Annotated in this window: 14 protein-coding genes; 5 read left to right on the top strand and 9 right to left on the bottom strand. The window is 38.2% G+C overall.

All coding sequences use genetic code 11. The features are described from left to right. Positions 1-18: 18 nt before the first annotated feature. From hybE to hybO, 6 genes are read right to left on the bottom strand one after another with little or no spacing between them, the layout of a single operon-like run. Positions 19-513 (bottom strand): hydrogenase-2 assembly chaperone, encoded by a 495-nt coding sequence (gene hybE, locus AB4J89_RS14910; RefSeq protein ID WP_088493732.1) that lies wholly within the window; start codon positions 511-513, stop codon positions 19-21. Beyond that, the gene (locus tag AB4J89_RS14905; RefSeq protein WP_006535184.1) at positions 510-998 is read right to left on the bottom strand and encodes a HyaD/HybD family hydrogenase maturation endopeptidase; all 489 of its coding nucleotides are present in this window, start codon (positions 996-998) and stop codon (positions 510-512) included. The genes hybE and AB4J89_RS14905 overlap by 4 nt, the downstream gene beginning before the upstream one ends. Next, positions 998-2,701, bottom strand: a complete 1,704-nt coding sequence (gene hybC, locus AB4J89_RS14900; RefSeq protein WP_194951836.1) for a hydrogenase 2 large subunit — start codon at positions 2,699-2,701, stop codon at positions 998-1,000. The genes AB4J89_RS14905 and hybC overlap by 1 nt, the downstream gene beginning before the upstream one ends. Next, the gene (gene hybB / locus AB4J89_RS14895) at positions 2,698-3,879 is read right to left on the bottom strand and encodes a Ni/Fe-hydrogenase cytochrome b subunit (protein ID WP_088493734.1); all 1,182 of its coding nucleotides are present in this window, start codon (positions 3,877-3,879) and stop codon (positions 2,698-2,700) included. The genes hybC and hybB overlap by 4 nt, the downstream gene beginning before the upstream one ends. Beyond that, positions 3,866-4,879 (bottom strand): hydrogenase 2 operon protein HybA, encoded by a 1,014-nt coding sequence (hybA, locus tag AB4J89_RS14890; protein WP_036911746.1) that lies wholly within the window; start codon positions 4,877-4,879, stop codon positions 3,866-3,868. Before hybA ends, hybB begins: the two co-directional genes overlap by 14 nt. Next, positions 4,876-6,000: a hydrogenase 2 small subunit gene (gene hybO / locus AB4J89_RS14885; RefSeq protein ID WP_075674248.1), complete on the bottom strand. Its 1,125-nt coding sequence runs from the start codon at positions 5,998-6,000 to the stop codon at positions 4,876-4,878. The genes hybA and hybO overlap by 4 nt, the downstream gene beginning before the upstream one ends. A gap of 1,058 nt (positions 6,001-7,058) precedes the next feature. Here hybO and AB4J89_RS14880 point away from each other — a divergent pair. Beyond that, entirely contained in the window at positions 7,059-7,190 is a 132-nt protein-coding gene (locus tag AB4J89_RS14880) for a hypothetical protein (RefSeq protein WP_368469757.1), read from the top strand. Positions 7,191-7,931: 741 nt separating this feature from the next. On the opposite strand, the gene exbD is transcribed toward AB4J89_RS14880, so the two are convergent. Then, positions 7,932-8,360, bottom strand: coding sequence for a TonB system transport protein ExbD (gene exbD / locus AB4J89_RS14875; protein ID WP_006535192.1), 429 nt, complete (start codon positions 8,358-8,360; stop codon positions 7,932-7,934). Between the two features lie 6 nt (positions 8,361-8,366). Continuing rightward, positions 8,367-9,386 (bottom strand): tonB-system energizer ExbB, encoded by a 1,020-nt coding sequence (gene exbB, locus AB4J89_RS14870; RefSeq protein WP_368469755.1) that lies wholly within the window; start codon positions 9,384-9,386, stop codon positions 8,367-8,369. Between the two features lie 329 nt (positions 9,387-9,715). Between exbB and metC the strand changes: the two genes are divergently transcribed. Beyond that, positions 9,716-10,906, top strand: coding sequence for a cystathionine beta-lyase (gene metC, locus AB4J89_RS14865; protein ID WP_368469753.1), 1,191 nt, complete (start codon positions 9,716-9,718; stop codon positions 10,904-10,906). Positions 10,907-11,031: 125 nt separating this feature from the next. Further along, the gene (locus tag AB4J89_RS14860; RefSeq protein ID WP_088493737.1) at positions 11,032-11,700 is read left to right on the top strand and encodes a DedA family protein; all 669 of its coding nucleotides are present in this window, start codon (positions 11,032-11,034) and stop codon (positions 11,698-11,700) included. Positions 11,701-11,867: 167 nt separating this feature from the next. On the opposite strand, the gene AB4J89_RS14855 is transcribed toward AB4J89_RS14860, so the two are convergent. After that, positions 11,868-12,650 (bottom strand): class I SAM-dependent methyltransferase, encoded by a 783-nt coding sequence (locus tag AB4J89_RS14855; RefSeq protein WP_102949411.1) that lies wholly within the window; start codon positions 12,648-12,650, stop codon positions 11,868-11,870. 179 nt (positions 12,651-12,829) lie between these two features. Here AB4J89_RS14855 and AB4J89_RS14850 point away from each other — a divergent pair, with 179 nt between their 5' ends. Together AB4J89_RS14850 and dkgA are read left to right on the top strand one after the other, a co-directional pair. Next, complete coding sequence (locus AB4J89_RS14850; protein WP_194951830.1) at positions 12,830-13,987, top strand: iron-containing alcohol dehydrogenase; 1,158 nt, start codon at positions 12,830-12,832, stop codon at positions 13,985-13,987. Between the two features lie 27 nt (positions 13,988-14,014). Continuing rightward, positions 14,015-14,845 (top strand): 2,5-didehydrogluconate reductase DkgA, encoded by an 831-nt coding sequence (gene dkgA / locus AB4J89_RS14845; RefSeq protein WP_088493739.1) that lies wholly within the window; start codon positions 14,015-14,017, stop codon positions 14,843-14,845. Positions 14,846-14,966: the final 121 nt, after the last annotated feature.

The raw sequence follows: 14,966 nt of genomic DNA, 5'->3' as shown, positions 1-14,966 counted from the left end.
TCGCGTAAAATTTCTACACTATGATCTTAACTGACCACGGAAGAGAGAACGACGACTTAAATCAACTTCTGCTACGGATTGTGTCTGAACAGGAAGAGAAAGAGCCATTTTTACACTATTTTCAACCAACTCAACAGCATGTTCCGCTGCTAAATGTCTATCAAGTGGCGACATTAATGAACAAGCAAGATACTGCATACCATCAGTAAGCTCACCCACAACGAATTTAATCTGACCACAAGGTAATTCTAATCCAATGCGATCACCGACTTTTCGATGTGGCCATTCTTGTGAAGGCCCTGGGAAGACAACCAGTTCTAGCATCCAAGGAGTAAGAACAGAACCAATCCACTGATTTTCAAATAAGGTAAAGCCCCCTGCTTTTACAGGAATGCCTTCGCGATAAAAAGGAAGCCCTCTCATCTCTTTTTCAGCGATTTCACTAAAACGTGTTTCAAGTTGCTCAACAGGCGGTTCATCATATCCTATGATATCCCAGCTTAATTCACTCATGCTGTTACCTCTTTAGGTGTGACAGAAATGCCGTATTCACGCAAAATATTCACCACATGTTCTAGTGCGATTTCCATTGATTTCTCACCAATGTCAGACAGCGACATGCTTGGCTCTAATGATGCAGGTTCAATTCCCACTAAAATAAGTTTACGTGGAAATTCATCTGTCATACGCAGTGCCATTAATACATCAGATAAACCTAGCTGATGAGGCGAGATCTTCTGTGTAAAAAGTGCGGGAACATCATCATCATGCAACACAAAAATACTACCCGGTTCATGATTACTTCTTACCGCATCGGCAACAATCAGGAGGTCTCTTGCAGCGATATCTTGCAAAATTTCCATACCTGATGTGCCACCATCAATAACATCGACGTTCTCTGGTAAAGAGAAGCGCTCTTCGAGCGCTTCTACTATACGAACACCAATGCCTTCATCGCTTAGTAATAAATTACCAATACCTAAGACGAGAGTTCGCATTATAATACCTTCACCTTACTTAGTTCTTTACCTGTTAAATCAACCATATGCACAGCACACGCCATACATGGGTCAAAGGAGTGGATAGTTCTTACCACTTCTAATGGTTTTTTCGGATCAGCAACAGGTGTACCAACAAGAGATAACTCATAAGGACCCGGCTCATCATTAAAGTTACGAGGACCCGCATTCCATGTTGATGGAACGACTGCCTGATAGTTAGTGATTTTACCGTCTTTAAACACGATCCAGTGAGATAACATACCGCGAGAGGCTTCTTCAAAACCAACACCACGATACTCTTTGCCTGGTTCAAACTCTGGTTTAATAAAGGCAGCAGTATCACCACGACCAATATTATCAACCAGTGATTGCCATAGCGTTGCCAGAGACTCTTGTAATACACACGCGTGAACGGTACGTCCAATAATGCGACCCCAAGTAGATTCTAACTGCTCTGTTACCAGTGTTTCATTGGTTAATTGAGTATAGATCTTGTTGATGTCGTTGTAGTTTCTAACAGTTCCTTCGTGCTTACCTGCTAAACCACACACTAACCATGCTAAAGTACCGACTTCTACAGGCTTGCCATAGAATGTTGGTGACTTAACCCATGAGTATTTGTTGTTCTCATCCCAACCTGTGTATTTAGGACGAGTTAAACCTTCCCATGGTTTTAATGGTTCATCATCTTCATACCATGCGTGTTTACCACTTTCTTCAATACCGTCTTTCAGGTTCTGATCTTTCCAGTCTTTAATTGGGCGATAAGTAGAGAAATCAATCCCTTCCATATAACCACCAGAAAGTAAGAACTCAGTGTTATTACCATTAATTGGTAATTCAGGTACAGACAGATAGTAGTTAGCGCCTTTACCGATTTTTAGCCATTCAGGGTAATATGCAGCGAAAATAGCAGTATCCACTTTATAAACTTGGTTAACGAAATCACCCAGTTTGTCGATAAAGCTTTTCACGTACATTAAACGTTCTAAGTTAAGAACACTTGGTGCATCAAGGTTAATTGGGTTAGCCACACCGCCCACAGCCAAGTTTTGGATATGAGGTGTTTTACCGCCCAGAATAGCCACGATACGGTTTGCATCACGCTGGCACTCAAGTGCTTGCAAATAGTGAGCAACCGCAATCAGGTTAACTTCTGGTGGTAATTTCATGGCTGAGTGACCCCAGTAGCCATTAGCAAAAATACCTAACTGACCGCTATCCACTAAACCTTGGATTTTTTTCTGTACTTTTCTGAATTCTTCAGCAGAGTTCAGATGCCATTCAGAAACCCCTTTTAGCATCGCTGATGCTTTTTCTGGGTCGGCTTGTAATGCAGAAGTAATATCAACCCAGTCCATCGCAGACAGCTGATAGAAGTGAACGATATGGTCATGGATGATATGTGAACCTAAAATTAGGTTACGGATATACTGCGCATTGACAGGAATATCCATACCTAATGCGTCTTCAACAGCACGTACTGAGGCAATCGCGTGAACCGTCGTACAAACACCACAGATACGTTGCACGATAATCCATGCATCACGAGGATCGCTTCCTTTTAGGATCTCCTCCATTCCGCGCCACATGGTACCGGAAGACCAAGCCTTAACAACTTTTCCGTTATCAATTTCACAATCGACGCGTAAATGCCCTTCAATACGGGTAATAGGATCAATAGTAATGCGTTGGCTCATGATTTAACCTCAGCCTTTTTTAATTGTATATTTGAATCTGTTTGTGCAGGTAAAACCGGCAATAAACGGATAATAAGAATGTAAGCAGTTACTTCAAATGCAACGAAACCAATAGAAATCAGCAATTCGCTTGCTGTTGGGAAATAGTGGTAACCATTGCCTGGATTGTAAGCAACTAAAGAGTAGTTCATACGCCACATTGCTGCGCCAATTAAGATAAATACAGCACAAACAAACAGCATTTTTGGACTACGGCGGTTATTATTTAAATGCATCAAAATCAGAGGAAGTAATAACAATGCACTTTCAGCAATGAATAACCACGAGAACATATCCCCATTTCCGATATAACTCAGTTTACCGTTCCAAATAACTTCGCCCCAGCGACATACCAAGAAAGCAATCAGTAACACTTCAATCACACGTGTTAACTTGGTAAATAACGGTGTTTCATCATCATTCATGGTACGGCTTGCTTTTAGCAAAGAGCCTTCAAAAATAACGATAGTGAAACCAAGGAGGAAAGCAGTTAACAGAGAAAACAGCGGTAACATCTCATAAGATTGCCACAGTGGATGTACTTTCCAACCCGCTGAAATCATTAATGATCCCATTGAGGATTGGTGCATGGTTGGCAGTAAAGCACCAAGACCAATAATAAAGAACATCGCTTTGTTAAGACGTTTCAACGACACTTTCCAACCTAAACGTTCTAATAACGCAGGTAAGAATTCTAATGCCATCACCATAATATAGATGGTCATACAGGTCGCTGTTTCAAACAACACTGAGTTAACGTTAAAGTATTGCGGCATAAAGAAGTGAGGCATGTTCCAATAACGACCAATATCAATAGCGATGGATAAACCACCTAATGAATAGCCGAACAAGCTCGCTAATAATGCAGGACGCACTAATGGGTGAAACTCCCCTTTATTAAAGACATAAACAGCCCATGCAAGTGCCCAACCACCACATGCAAAGCCTGTTCCTATCAATAAGTCAAAGGCAATCCAAATACCCCAAGGATATCCCCCATTCAGGTCAGAGACATCGCCCAGACCTAATACCAAACGCTTACCAATAAGAATAAAACCGAGCACAGCAAGCGGTAAAAATACTCTTACTGCTAGAGTAAATAACTTACCGCCAAGTGGACGAGGATCATGACTCGACATCGTTATCCTCCTTGTGGTGTTCCTGCTCTTGTTTTTTACTATTACGGTTAACCAAATAGGTGATCCCTGCAAGGGCTGCTATTGGTAATACCATGCCTTTATAAAGCGTATGTTGAATATGTTCAGAGCGCGCACCTGTTGATAATGGTGCCACTTCTGGCATTCCTAAATTGTCGAAAGGAACCGCAGAAAGTACCATGACTTGCGTACCGCCACCTTCAAACTCACCATAGATATGATCTTGATATTCAGGAATTTTATGTAGATAAGTATCGCCACCACTAATGGTTTGACGAGGGTAATGATATTCTTCACCCGCTTTTTTCGCTAAACGACGTTTTGCTTCTTCCAGCAACTCTTCGCGTGTACCGAAAATAACCGCACCAGTAGGACAAACTTCAACACAGCCTGGTAATAAGCCTTTATCTAAACGCTCAACACCTTTTTGGTTACAAAGCTCACATTTATAGAGCTTACCAAATGGATCATCATAATCGTATTTTGGAATGTTATAAGGGCATCCCACCATACAGTAACGACAACCTGTACAGATATCCGCGTGATAATGAACAATACCGGTTTTTGGATCTTTGGTTAACGCAGAAACAGGACAAACAGAAACGCAGTTTGCATCAACACAATGCATACATTGTTTCTTAATAAAGGCATAACCGTTTTCCAGTTGGTCTTTATTTTCACCAGTACCATCACGCCAAATTTGAATAATGTTATTTGTGTAAGGACTTAATTTGTCATTGTTTGACCAAATCGGATCACCATTAGCGTAAGTATCACCACGCTCCATTGGCTCCGGGTGATTAATTTCCTGACATTTTGTGACACATGCTTGACAGCCTACACACAGTGTAGAGTCGTAGAGCATACCGAGAGACCCAGGAATTGGGGGACGGTTCTGCGCCGCAGCATGACTCGCAGTGGGTGCCATTCCCGCAAGGAGAACCCCACCTGATGCCAGCTTAAAGAAATGACGCCTATTCACCGTTTATCCTCCTGTGAGGCTCCTGTGGCATTCTTGTCACGGCCTAATTGACGCACAGCCATCACACTGACACCCGCAACTGCACCCACGACAGCACCCAGTAAGCCAGCAGCACCATAAGAAACACCACCACCTTCTTTTGCATTAACATCAGGTACTTGTGCTTTTGGTGTTGGCTGATAAACGTTCGCTAATTGGAAAATACCTTTAGTAAAGCCGATACCTTCTTCGTTACAACCATAGCAAGGGTGACCGATACCGACAGGCCAGATCCCACCACCGACATCGCAGAATTCTAATGTTGGGCAGTTACCATAAGTTTCAGGGCCTTTACAACCTAAATGGTATAAACACCAGCCTTGACGATGACCTTCATCACCAAATTCTTTAGCAAAACGACCCGCATCGAAATGAGGACGACGTTCACAGTTTTCGTGAATTAAACGCTCATAAGCAAAAAGCGGTCTGTTTTTGCTATCTAACTTAGGCAATTTGTTGAAAGTAATAATATGTGCAACAGTTGCTAAGAAGTTATGTGGGTTTGGTGGACATCCTGGAATATTGATAACGGTTTTACCCGGTAAAATAGCTTCCAGCGATTTAGCGCCAGTTGGGTTGCCCCCAGTCGCAGGTACACCACCCCATGCAGAACATGAACCAATTGCAATAATCGCAGCAGCCCCTTCAGCGGCTTCTTTGATATGCTCAAGAATTGGTTTTCCTGCAACCATACAGTAAACACCGCCGTCTTTGTCTGGGATTGAACCGTCAACAACGAGGACGTACTTACCTTTATATTTCTCCATCGCATTGTGTTTATTTTCTTCAGCTTGATCACCAAAAGCTGCAGAAAGCACTTCGTGATATTCGAGTGCGATAACATCAAGAACGAGGTTTTCCAGAGTCGGGTGAGTTGCTCGTAATAAAGACTCCGTACACCCAGTACACTCCTGAGCACCAATCCAGATAACGGGTGGACGTTCAGGTGATGCCATTGCTTCAGACATTTCTGCGGCAGCTTTGCCGCTTAATCCCATGGTAGCTGACAGCGCAGCACACAATTTCATAAAATCGCGTCGGTTAATACCATGATGGGAAAAAACATTATTCCCCAAGGCCATATATCTCTCCTGATATGATGATTTTTAATTGGAATAATTTTAAAACACCGCCTTTTTAACACTCCGACACAATAATGACTTGATCATTATCAAGCGATAATTCATTAAAAAATAAATTATTCTTTTATGTGAGTAAAAACGTTTCAGCAATATAAGGTTTAATGTCTATTTTTTATATATTTCGTCATTTTAAATTTATTAAAACTCTATTTAATAATGATAAAGGAAATAGAAATAATTATCATTATCTCAATAACACAACAAAAGCGAAAACTTAAAACCTTATTAATCAATCAATTACATATGAGGCAAAAAATAACCAAATTATAAGACAATATATTTAAAATAATACAAAATTAATAATTTATTATTTCTAATTTCTAATAAAAATTATTAAAAATAGATTCTAATATATTTTTTAATTATAATGATGACTCTTTTTTTCATATTATCAACCTTTATATTACATCACAAATAATGTTAAAAATTGCATTTCATAAACAAGAAATGATTACATTAATATATTTAATTTCAGCTTATTTTCATTACCAATTTAGCAACTCTTCTTTTGTTATTAATTTTTAATCATCATCATAGTGTTTATTTTATAGCCAAAAACCAACCTGTTTTTCTTATCATTTTTCATATAGTTATAAGTATATTCGTTTTTGGAATAAGAAGTTCCTTTAGTGTAAATTCGCTATAAAATTAAATACATATCGATATGTAACAACAATCAAAAGCTAAGATCATTAATAATTACTAATCAGTACATAATGGCAATAATTTCATTAGGTTATTTTATAACATATCCAATTTATAACGAAATTAACGTAAATAAAATTTAATGTTAAATCCCTGTTGTTTTTGTGGATAAAAAAAATACAATTTATCGATAAATAATCCCTAAATAGAGTCTATTTCCTTTTTTTGTGAGAATAGATAAAAGAAGTGGTCAGAAATCTAAAAAATTGAAAAATGCTTTGTTAACTGTTTGTATTTTTTAATCAGGCAAATTCTCGCTGATAGCGAGCAATAAAGTGGGAATAAGCATAAAAATGGTACACAACAAAACACCCAATACCCACTCTGAAGATCTCGACTTAGCAGCAATAAGAACGGTAGAAACTATAGGAACGACAGGAACGACAGGAACGACAGATATAACAAGCAAAATAAAAAAGCCATAACACCGAAATGTTATGGCTTCTAAATTTATTAAAATAATAAAATGCTATGTGTAGTTCTCTGCCTTTCACGCTTTATTTTACTCACTGCTTATCAAGGATAAGAAGTGGTTTGAATAAGTAAATAAAATCTACTTACCTGAAATTGGAATGACTGAAAACAACGGTCTACCTGGTGCAATAAAAAAATAAGTATCCAAATGCGGATAACTTAGATAATAAATAAATTAGGCGTTTTAACACGTTACAGAATATTTCAATTTGTAACGTGGGTGCATTATATCCAATAAGATTTTTTGCGCAAGTTTTTTTACACTTAAATCAAATTTACATAAAGACATTATAAATCACAGGGTTATAGAAAAATTTAACTTTAGAAAGTCGATTTAAACAAATATAAAAATGAAAAAAAATGAAGAGTTAATGAATATTAATGTTAAGAGAGTTCAAATAATGATATCTACTTAGCATTAATTGATTCAGCCAACTATTACTCAATAAACTTAGTTAATTATTTATTCTGTAACTTAATCTATCTATTATTAATATTATTTAATACTAAAGTTAAATTTTATTCTAACTCAATTTTATTAATAATCTTGATAAACACTAAAAATGGTAAAAATATAAACTTTGTTTCTTCTATACAATAAAAAAGCACTTTATTCATCATTTCACAACGACAAATAAAGTGCTTTTAAAATAGCGTAATAATACTTAGATAAATAGCTTATTTGCTAAGTTTTAACCGCCTGTAGAGACAGTTTCCATTCCCACGAGCCCAACTTTGAGATAACCCGCTTTTCTTAACGAATCCATTGCTGCCATTAACGTTTCATAATCAACCGTTTTATCAGCTTGGAAAAAGATGGTTGTCTCTTTGTTTGCTTGTGTCATGGTATCTAACACATTCGCCATCGTTTCATGTGTGACCATCTCTTCACCAATGAAAATTTGTTTATCCGACTTAATCGTTAAATAAACAGGCTTCTCAGGGCGAGGTTGTGGTTTTGCACTTGAAGCGGGTAAATTTACTTTTATATCAACAGTAGCTAAAGGTGCCGCCACCATAAAGATAATGAGCAGAACCAACATGACATCAATAAAAGGCGTCACATTGATATCATGCAATTCATTATCATCACCTGAATCATCACCAAGACGCATTGCCATAATTCATTACCTTGCTTTGCTGTTTTCGATATCTAAATCACGGCTGACTAATGTCACCACACCTGTTGCGATATCACCAATTTCACCACGATAACCCGCTATCATACGAGCAAAAATGTTATAGATAATAACCGCTGGAATTGCCGCAATCAGGCCAATAGCGGTTGCTAATAGCGCTTCGGCAATACCTGGTGCAACAACAGCAAGGTTTGTCGTTTGAGAATGAGCAATACCGATAAAACTATTCATGATCCCCCAAACCGTACCGAAAAGACCGATAAAAGGAGAAATTGCGCCAATTGTGGCTAAGTAACCATTACCGCGACCTAATTCACGGATAATTGCTGCAACGCGACGTTCCATTCGCATTTCAACACGCTCTTTAATACCTGAAGCCACTTTACTTTCTTGAGAGTAAGTACGCTCTAATTCTGCATCATTAAAGAAATCAGCGGTTGCACTTTTATTACCAAATTTTTTGCTAATCGCTAACGCATCGTTGAGTGATTTAGCTTCAACTAACTGAGCTGTTTCATTTCTTAGGCGACGACGCAGTGAAATTAAGTAGCTTCCTTTCGCAAAAAATAGTGCCCAAGTGACAATAGAGGCTAACAGTAAGCCAATCATCACACTCTTAACGACTAAATCTGCATTACGGTACATACCCATTACAGATAAATCTTCAGCAAACCCGCCACCAGCAACCATTTCAGGTTGTACTTCTGATGATGTATTTTCTGTCGCTAAAGGCGCATTTTCTGAATTCTCAGCTGTTGTTGCAGGTGTATTTTCACCTTCAGGCTTAGCAGTTTCAGTGCCGACTGCTTTCACTTCATTACCCGTTTCCGTGGTAGAAGTAGCAATTGCTGGTATGACTGTTGTCGGTGTAGCAGTTCCCTGTGTAGAAGCTGTTGAAGAAACGGCAGCAGTAGTTGGCTGTTCAGTTGGTGAGGCAGGAGTCGTATCCGCAAAAGCAGAGCCTGTCAGACCGATTGCCAATAGAATAGAAGCTGTCAAATTACGCATCAGTTGGCCTTTTACTCTCTTTTTTATCTATTTATTTATTCAGTAATGACATCGTTACGCCACTACTTACCCAAAATCGTTCGCTTACAATCATCCTGTTTGCCATCAGGAAAGAGAAAACGCTCAAATGATATCAAACATGAAGCATTTTGATAGTAATTATCATTACTATTTGGCTATTTTTTTTTCATTTGTCGATTTTTAAGACAAATTATCGTTATTTCACGTAACGTGAAATTTTATCAACTACCCTGCAAGCCTTTTGTACTTATCCAAAAAATGAATTAACTTGAGGTAAACACACCATCAATTAAAAGAAGGTATTAAGGATGACGCTAAAAAAACAAGAAACCTCACTCCTCCTTTCTGGTCGAGCTAAAAAATATTCCCAAGGCGCAGTAAATCCAATTATACAACGAACATCATCCGTTATTTTTGATTCAGTTGCACAAAAACGTGAAGCAACGAAAAAACGGGCAGAAGGTACACTTTTTTATGGACGTCGAGGCACAACCACTCATTTTGCCTTACAAGAAGCGTTAACTGAATTAGAGCAAGGTGCAGGCTGCGCACTATTTCCTTCAGGTGCAGCGGCGATTACGCAATCTATACTCGCATTTGTTGAGCAAGGCTCTCATATTCTCGTGACAGGCTCTGCCTACGATCCGACTCAAAATTTTTGTGATCAGATCTTACGTAAATTCTCAGTCACAACGACCTACTTTGATCCTTTAATCGGCAAAGAGATCAGTCAATTGCTACGTCCTGAAACAAAAATTGTTTTTCTTGAATCTCCAGGTTCAATCACAATGGAAATTCAAGATCTACAAGGAATAGTCAATTCAGTTCGCCAATATAACCCTGAAATCATTATTATGATCGATAACACTTGGGCGGCAGGATTACTGCTTAAACCACTAACATTGGGTATCGATATTTCAATCCAATCCGCCACAAAATATATTAATGGTCACTCTGATGGCATGTTAGGTTTTGCTGTGGCGAATAAACGTTGTTGGAAGCAATTACGAGAGAATACCTATTTATTAGGTCAATGTGTTGATCCTGATACTGCTTATATGACAGCAAGAGGATTAAGAACACTGCCTGTTAGGATGAAACAACACGAACAAAGTGCATTAGAAGTCGCTCGCTGGTTAAAACAACACCCTTTAGTTGATAATGTTTATCATCCTGCATTAGCTTCTTGTCTGGGACATGAATATTTTCAACGTGATTTCTCGGGTAGCAACGGCTTATTCTCTTTTAGTCTAAAGAAAATCTTAACACCTGAAGAATTTGCGTATTTCTTAGATAACTTCTCATTATTTAAGATGGCATTTTCATGGGGAGGATTTGAATCTTTAATTTTAGGTTATCAACCCAATGATATTAAAGCGATGCGCCAATATGAAACTCAGCCAACATTTGCTGGAACACTATTTCGCATTCATATTGGATTAGAAAATGTAGATGACCTTATTGAAGATCTAGAGCAGGCCTTTTTACGTATTTCTTAATAAAGAATGAATTTTTTATTAAAAAAAATCTATCCCTGTGGTTCCACAGGGATTAAATCAAACTGTTCTCTTTATTTTGCGTTAGAATAGCGAACATAAAGTCCTTTTTTAATGCGAGTTCGCTAATGGGTACATTAAAAGAGATAATTCACGCACTTATGCAACACGACTATATGGTGTTAGCTAATCCTAATGTGCTGTGGGTTATCTATATTGTTCTTTTTGTTATTATTATGCTGGAAAACGGGGTATTGCCCGCCGCATTTTTACCAGGAGATACACTGCTTATTCTTTGCGGTGCCTTAATTGCAAAAGGTGTTTTACACTTTTTCCCGACTATCATCATATTAGGCACTGCCGCTAGTATTGGGAGTTGGCTCGGCTTTTTACAAGGCCGTTGGCTAAGTGATACAAAAGTAGTTAAACGTTGGATGGCTCAATTACCAGAGCAATATCACCATAAGGCAAATGATCTCTTCCATCGCCAAGGTTTATATGCACTATTACTGGGTCGTTTTATTGGGTTCGTGCGTACATTATTGCCTACCTTGGCTGGTTTATCTGAATTAAAGCAACGTCGCTTTCAAATATTTAACTGGTTAAGTGGCTTCTTATGGGTAGGGATTATTGTTTCTTTAGGCTATGTACTAAACCTTATTCCATTTGTACAAAAGCATGAAACACTTGTCATGAATATCTTGATGACATTACCCGTATTGCTTTTAAGTGCAGGTTTAATTGGCTCGATTGTGATGTATATTCGCCATCGTAAAAATAGCGCCAGCAGTAAGTAATTAAAAAAACACGCCATTATTTAGAGCAAGAATAATGGCGTGTTTTATGTATTATCTGATACTGCAATAAAAGTTCAGTTGTTCATTGTCTTATCTCCACATCAATTAATATCTGACTAAAATCCCATTTATATTAATCACAATCATATTCTTCCTGCTCTATTTTTTTAAAGCTTAATGGCTTTTGAAGCAAGAAACGTTGGAATATAACTATCAACTAAGAAACGAGCATGAGGAGCAAAATCTTCAACAAAATCCTGTAATAAAAAACCTGCTGCTAATTGCCCGCCAATAAGATCAGTCAAAGAGTGTCCAAAGACCAGTCCATCACCTCTTGCGACTTTTTCTTGCAGAATATCCGAAGGTAGTGAGCCTTGATCGCTATAAGGTAAGCGGTAAGTTGGTTTCATTAATCCCTGTGAACGTAATTGCGGATCTCTGTCATCAACAAATACAACAGGATTATAAAAGCTCGCCATTAGTACACCGCTTTTTTTCAAAACACGGTAGCATTCTTGCCAAACAGGATTTACATCTGGTACATATAAGTTTGAAATAGGGTGAAAAATAATATCAAAACTTTCATCGGCAAATGCGGTTAAATCAGCCATATCCCCCTGTGCTGTTACCAAATCTAGCTGATGCTTTTGTGCCAATTGGCGATCTTTGTCTAATTGACCTTCTGATAAATCAAACACAGTCACAATACCGCCCGCAGCCGCCAAGATAGGCGCTTGTTGCCCACCAGCAGAAGCTAAACAGAGTATTTTTTTGCCTTGAATATCCGCTAACCATTCCCTCTTTACAGGGCTTGGTGTCAAATGTACTTTCCAGTCACCTTGCTTTGCAGCGATAACTTCTTCATCGCTCACAGGCTTAGACCACTGATTTTCCATTGCAGCTTGTTTATCCCAATGCTCTTGGTTTAATGTTAAATAATGACTTTCCATATTACTCCTTATAAATTAACTACAATTGAACTGTTGTAGGCATTAAGAGAAATAATTCATATCTTATTTCTACAACCTTCTAGTTATAGTTATGTCAGACTATCTAGTCTAGGCACAATGGAAAACTTTTTCCTGATTAACTGTCATACTTCAGAACATCGAATTAAGGTGGAAACAAAATGCAAAACTTTACTTATTATTCGCCAACTCGCCTTCATTTTGGTCAAGGACAAATAGATAAACTACGTTCTGAAATTGGAAAAAATGAAAGAATTCTACTGACTTATGGTGGCGGTAGTATTAAGCGCAATGGCGTATTAGACCAGATTTATACCGCACTTCCAGGTTATCAAATTCATGAGTTTAGTGGCATTGAACCAAACCCATCTTATGAAACGCTAATGAAAGCGGTTTCTTATGCCAGATATCACGGTATCACGCATTTATTAGCCGTGGGTGGAGGTTCTGTTATTGATGGCACAAAATTTATTGCCGCAGCGATACCTTACCACGGAGAGCCTTGGGAAATTGTAACAAGCCGCGGTAAAGTGGTCGAAAAAGCGATACCTTTAAGCTGTGTATTAACACTTCCTGCAACAGGAACAGAAACCAATAGTTTCTCTGTCATCAGCAGAAAACAGACAATGGATAAACAAAGCTTTGCCAGCCCTCATGTTTATCCTCATTGTGCTATTTTAGATCCAACAACCACTTATTCTTTACCACCAAGACAAACTGCCAACGGTGTTGTTGATGCTTTTATTCATATATTAGAGCAATATCTCACTTATCCAGTGAATGCTCGTGTACAAGATGAATATGCAGAAGGCCTTTTACGTATTTTGATTGATCAAGGGCCAAAAGCGCTGACGTCACCAACAGACTATGATATCCGTGCTAATATAATGTGGACAGCATCACAAGCGCTAAATGGTATTCTTGGTGTTGGTGTTCCTCAAGATTGGGCTACGCATGCATTAGGTCACGAACTCACGGCTTTACACGGGCTTGATCATGCGCAAACTCTCGCCATCGTTTTACCTGCATTATTAAATGAAAAACGTCAGGCTAAATACGGCAAGTTAATCCAATATGCACAAAAAGTTTGGGGTATAAACCAAGGTTCTGACGCTTTTAAAATTGAAACTGCGATTAATGAAACTCGAAAATTCTTTGAATTAATGGGACTTAGAACTCGACTGGCTGATTTCAAAATCGGTGAAGAAGATATTCCTGCATTAGTGCGAAAGTTGGAAGAGCATGGACAAATTGCACTGGGTGAGCATCAAGATATCACATTAGAAGTCAGTCAACGTATTTATACAGCGGCACTCTAAGTACTTTTTGCGACTCTGGAGATAGAAATGGATAAACCTAAACTGATCAAATTATCTGATGGAAATGCCATCCCACAACTTGGTCTTGGTGTTTGGAAAGCAGATAATCATCAAGTTGTTAAAGCTATTCATCACGCACTTGATACAGGCTATCGCCTTTTTGATACGGCAGCGATTTATCATAATGAAGAAGGTGTAGGCAAGGCGTTAAAACAGATCACTGTTCCTCGTGATGAACTTTTTATCACAACAAAATTATGGAATAACGATCAAACTCATGCTCGTGGTGCCGTCTTAGAAAGTCTCCAGCGTTTGCAACTTGATTATATTGATCTCTACTTAATGCATTGGCCAGTACCTTCACGAGAGCTTTATGTTGAAGCTTGGAAGCAAATGATTATTTTGCAAAAAGAAGGATTAGTAAAAAGCATAGGTGTCTGTAATTTTAAAGAAGAACATCTGGAACGAATCATTACTGAAACAGGTGTAACCCCTGTTATTAATCAGATTGAAATTCATCCTTTAATGCAGCAAGCTCCGTTAAGAGCATGGAACACAACTCATAATATTGTCACCGAATCTTGGAGCCCATTAGCACAAGGTGGTGAAGGTGTTTTTGAGCACCCTATTATTCAAAAACTGGCTGAAAAATACCATAAAACTCCAGCACAAATTGTTTTACGCTGGCATTTAGACAGTGGTCTTGTGGTTATTCCAAAATCAGTTACACCTTCTCGTATTGAAGAAAACTTCCATATTTTTGATTTTAAATTAGAAAAAGAAGAAGTCACTGAAATTACCGTTCTTGAGCAGAAAAAACGTTTAGGCCCTGATCCTGATATTTTTGTCGATATCTAATTTTTGAACCTCTATTAAAAGACCAATAGAATAGATTTTCTATTGGTCTTTCTATGTCAAAATATCTCCTTCTCTTTTTTACTCTCATTTTTATTTTTTTGATCTTTAATTTTTATATATT

Origin of the sequence: Proteus sp. STS61-E, from assembly GCF_040932335.1 — a bacterium.
Taxonomy (GTDB): Bacteria; Pseudomonadota; Gammaproteobacteria; order Enterobacterales; family Enterobacteriaceae; genus Proteus; species Proteus mirabilis_B.
This window is presented reverse-complemented; position numbering and strand designations above follow the sequence as displayed.

Excerpts from the sequence above, each read along its gene's own strand:
- hybE (WP_088493732.1), bottom strand. The coding sequence starts at position 513 with ATGAGTGAATTAAGCTGGGATATCATAGGATATGATGAACCGCCTGTT.
- AB4J89_RS14905 (WP_006535184.1), bottom strand. The coding sequence starts at position 998 with ATGCGAACTCTCGTCTTAGGTATTGGTAATTTATTACTAAGCGATGAA.
- hybC (WP_194951836.1), bottom strand. The coding sequence starts at position 2,701 with ATGAGCCAACGCATTACTATTGATCCTATTACCCGTATTGAAGGGCAT.
- hybB (WP_088493734.1), bottom strand. The coding sequence starts at position 3,879 with ATGTCGAGTCATGATCCTCGTCCACTTGGCGGTAAGTTATTTACTCTA.
- hybO (WP_075674248.1), bottom strand. The coding sequence starts at position 6,000 with ATGGCCTTGGGGAATAATGTTTTTTCCCATCATGGTATTAACCGACGC.
- AB4J89_RS14880 (WP_368469757.1), top strand. The coding sequence starts at position 7,059 with ATGGTACACAACAAAACACCCAATACCCACTCTGAAGATCTCGACTTA.
- exbD (WP_006535192.1), bottom strand. The coding sequence starts at position 8,360 with ATGGCAATGCGTCTTGGTGATGATTCAGGTGATGATAATGAATTGCAT.
- exbB (WP_368469755.1), bottom strand. The coding sequence starts at position 9,386 with ATGCGTAATTTGACAGCTTCTATTCTATTGGCAATCGGTCTGACAGGC.
- metC (WP_368469753.1), top strand. The coding sequence starts at position 9,716 with ATGACGCTAAAAAAACAAGAAACCTCACTCCTCCTTTCTGGTCGAGCT.
- AB4J89_RS14860 (WP_088493737.1), top strand. The coding sequence starts at position 11,032 with ATGGGTACATTAAAAGAGATAATTCACGCACTTATGCAACACGACTAT.
- AB4J89_RS14855 (WP_102949411.1), bottom strand. The coding sequence starts at position 12,650 with ATGGAAAGTCATTATTTAACATTAAACCAAGAGCATTGGGATAAACAA.
- AB4J89_RS14850 (WP_194951830.1), top strand. The coding sequence starts at position 12,830 with ATGCAAAACTTTACTTATTATTCGCCAACTCGCCTTCATTTTGGTCAA.
- dkgA (WP_088493739.1), top strand. The coding sequence starts at position 14,015 with ATGGATAAACCTAAACTGATCAAATTATCTGATGGAAATGCCATCCCA.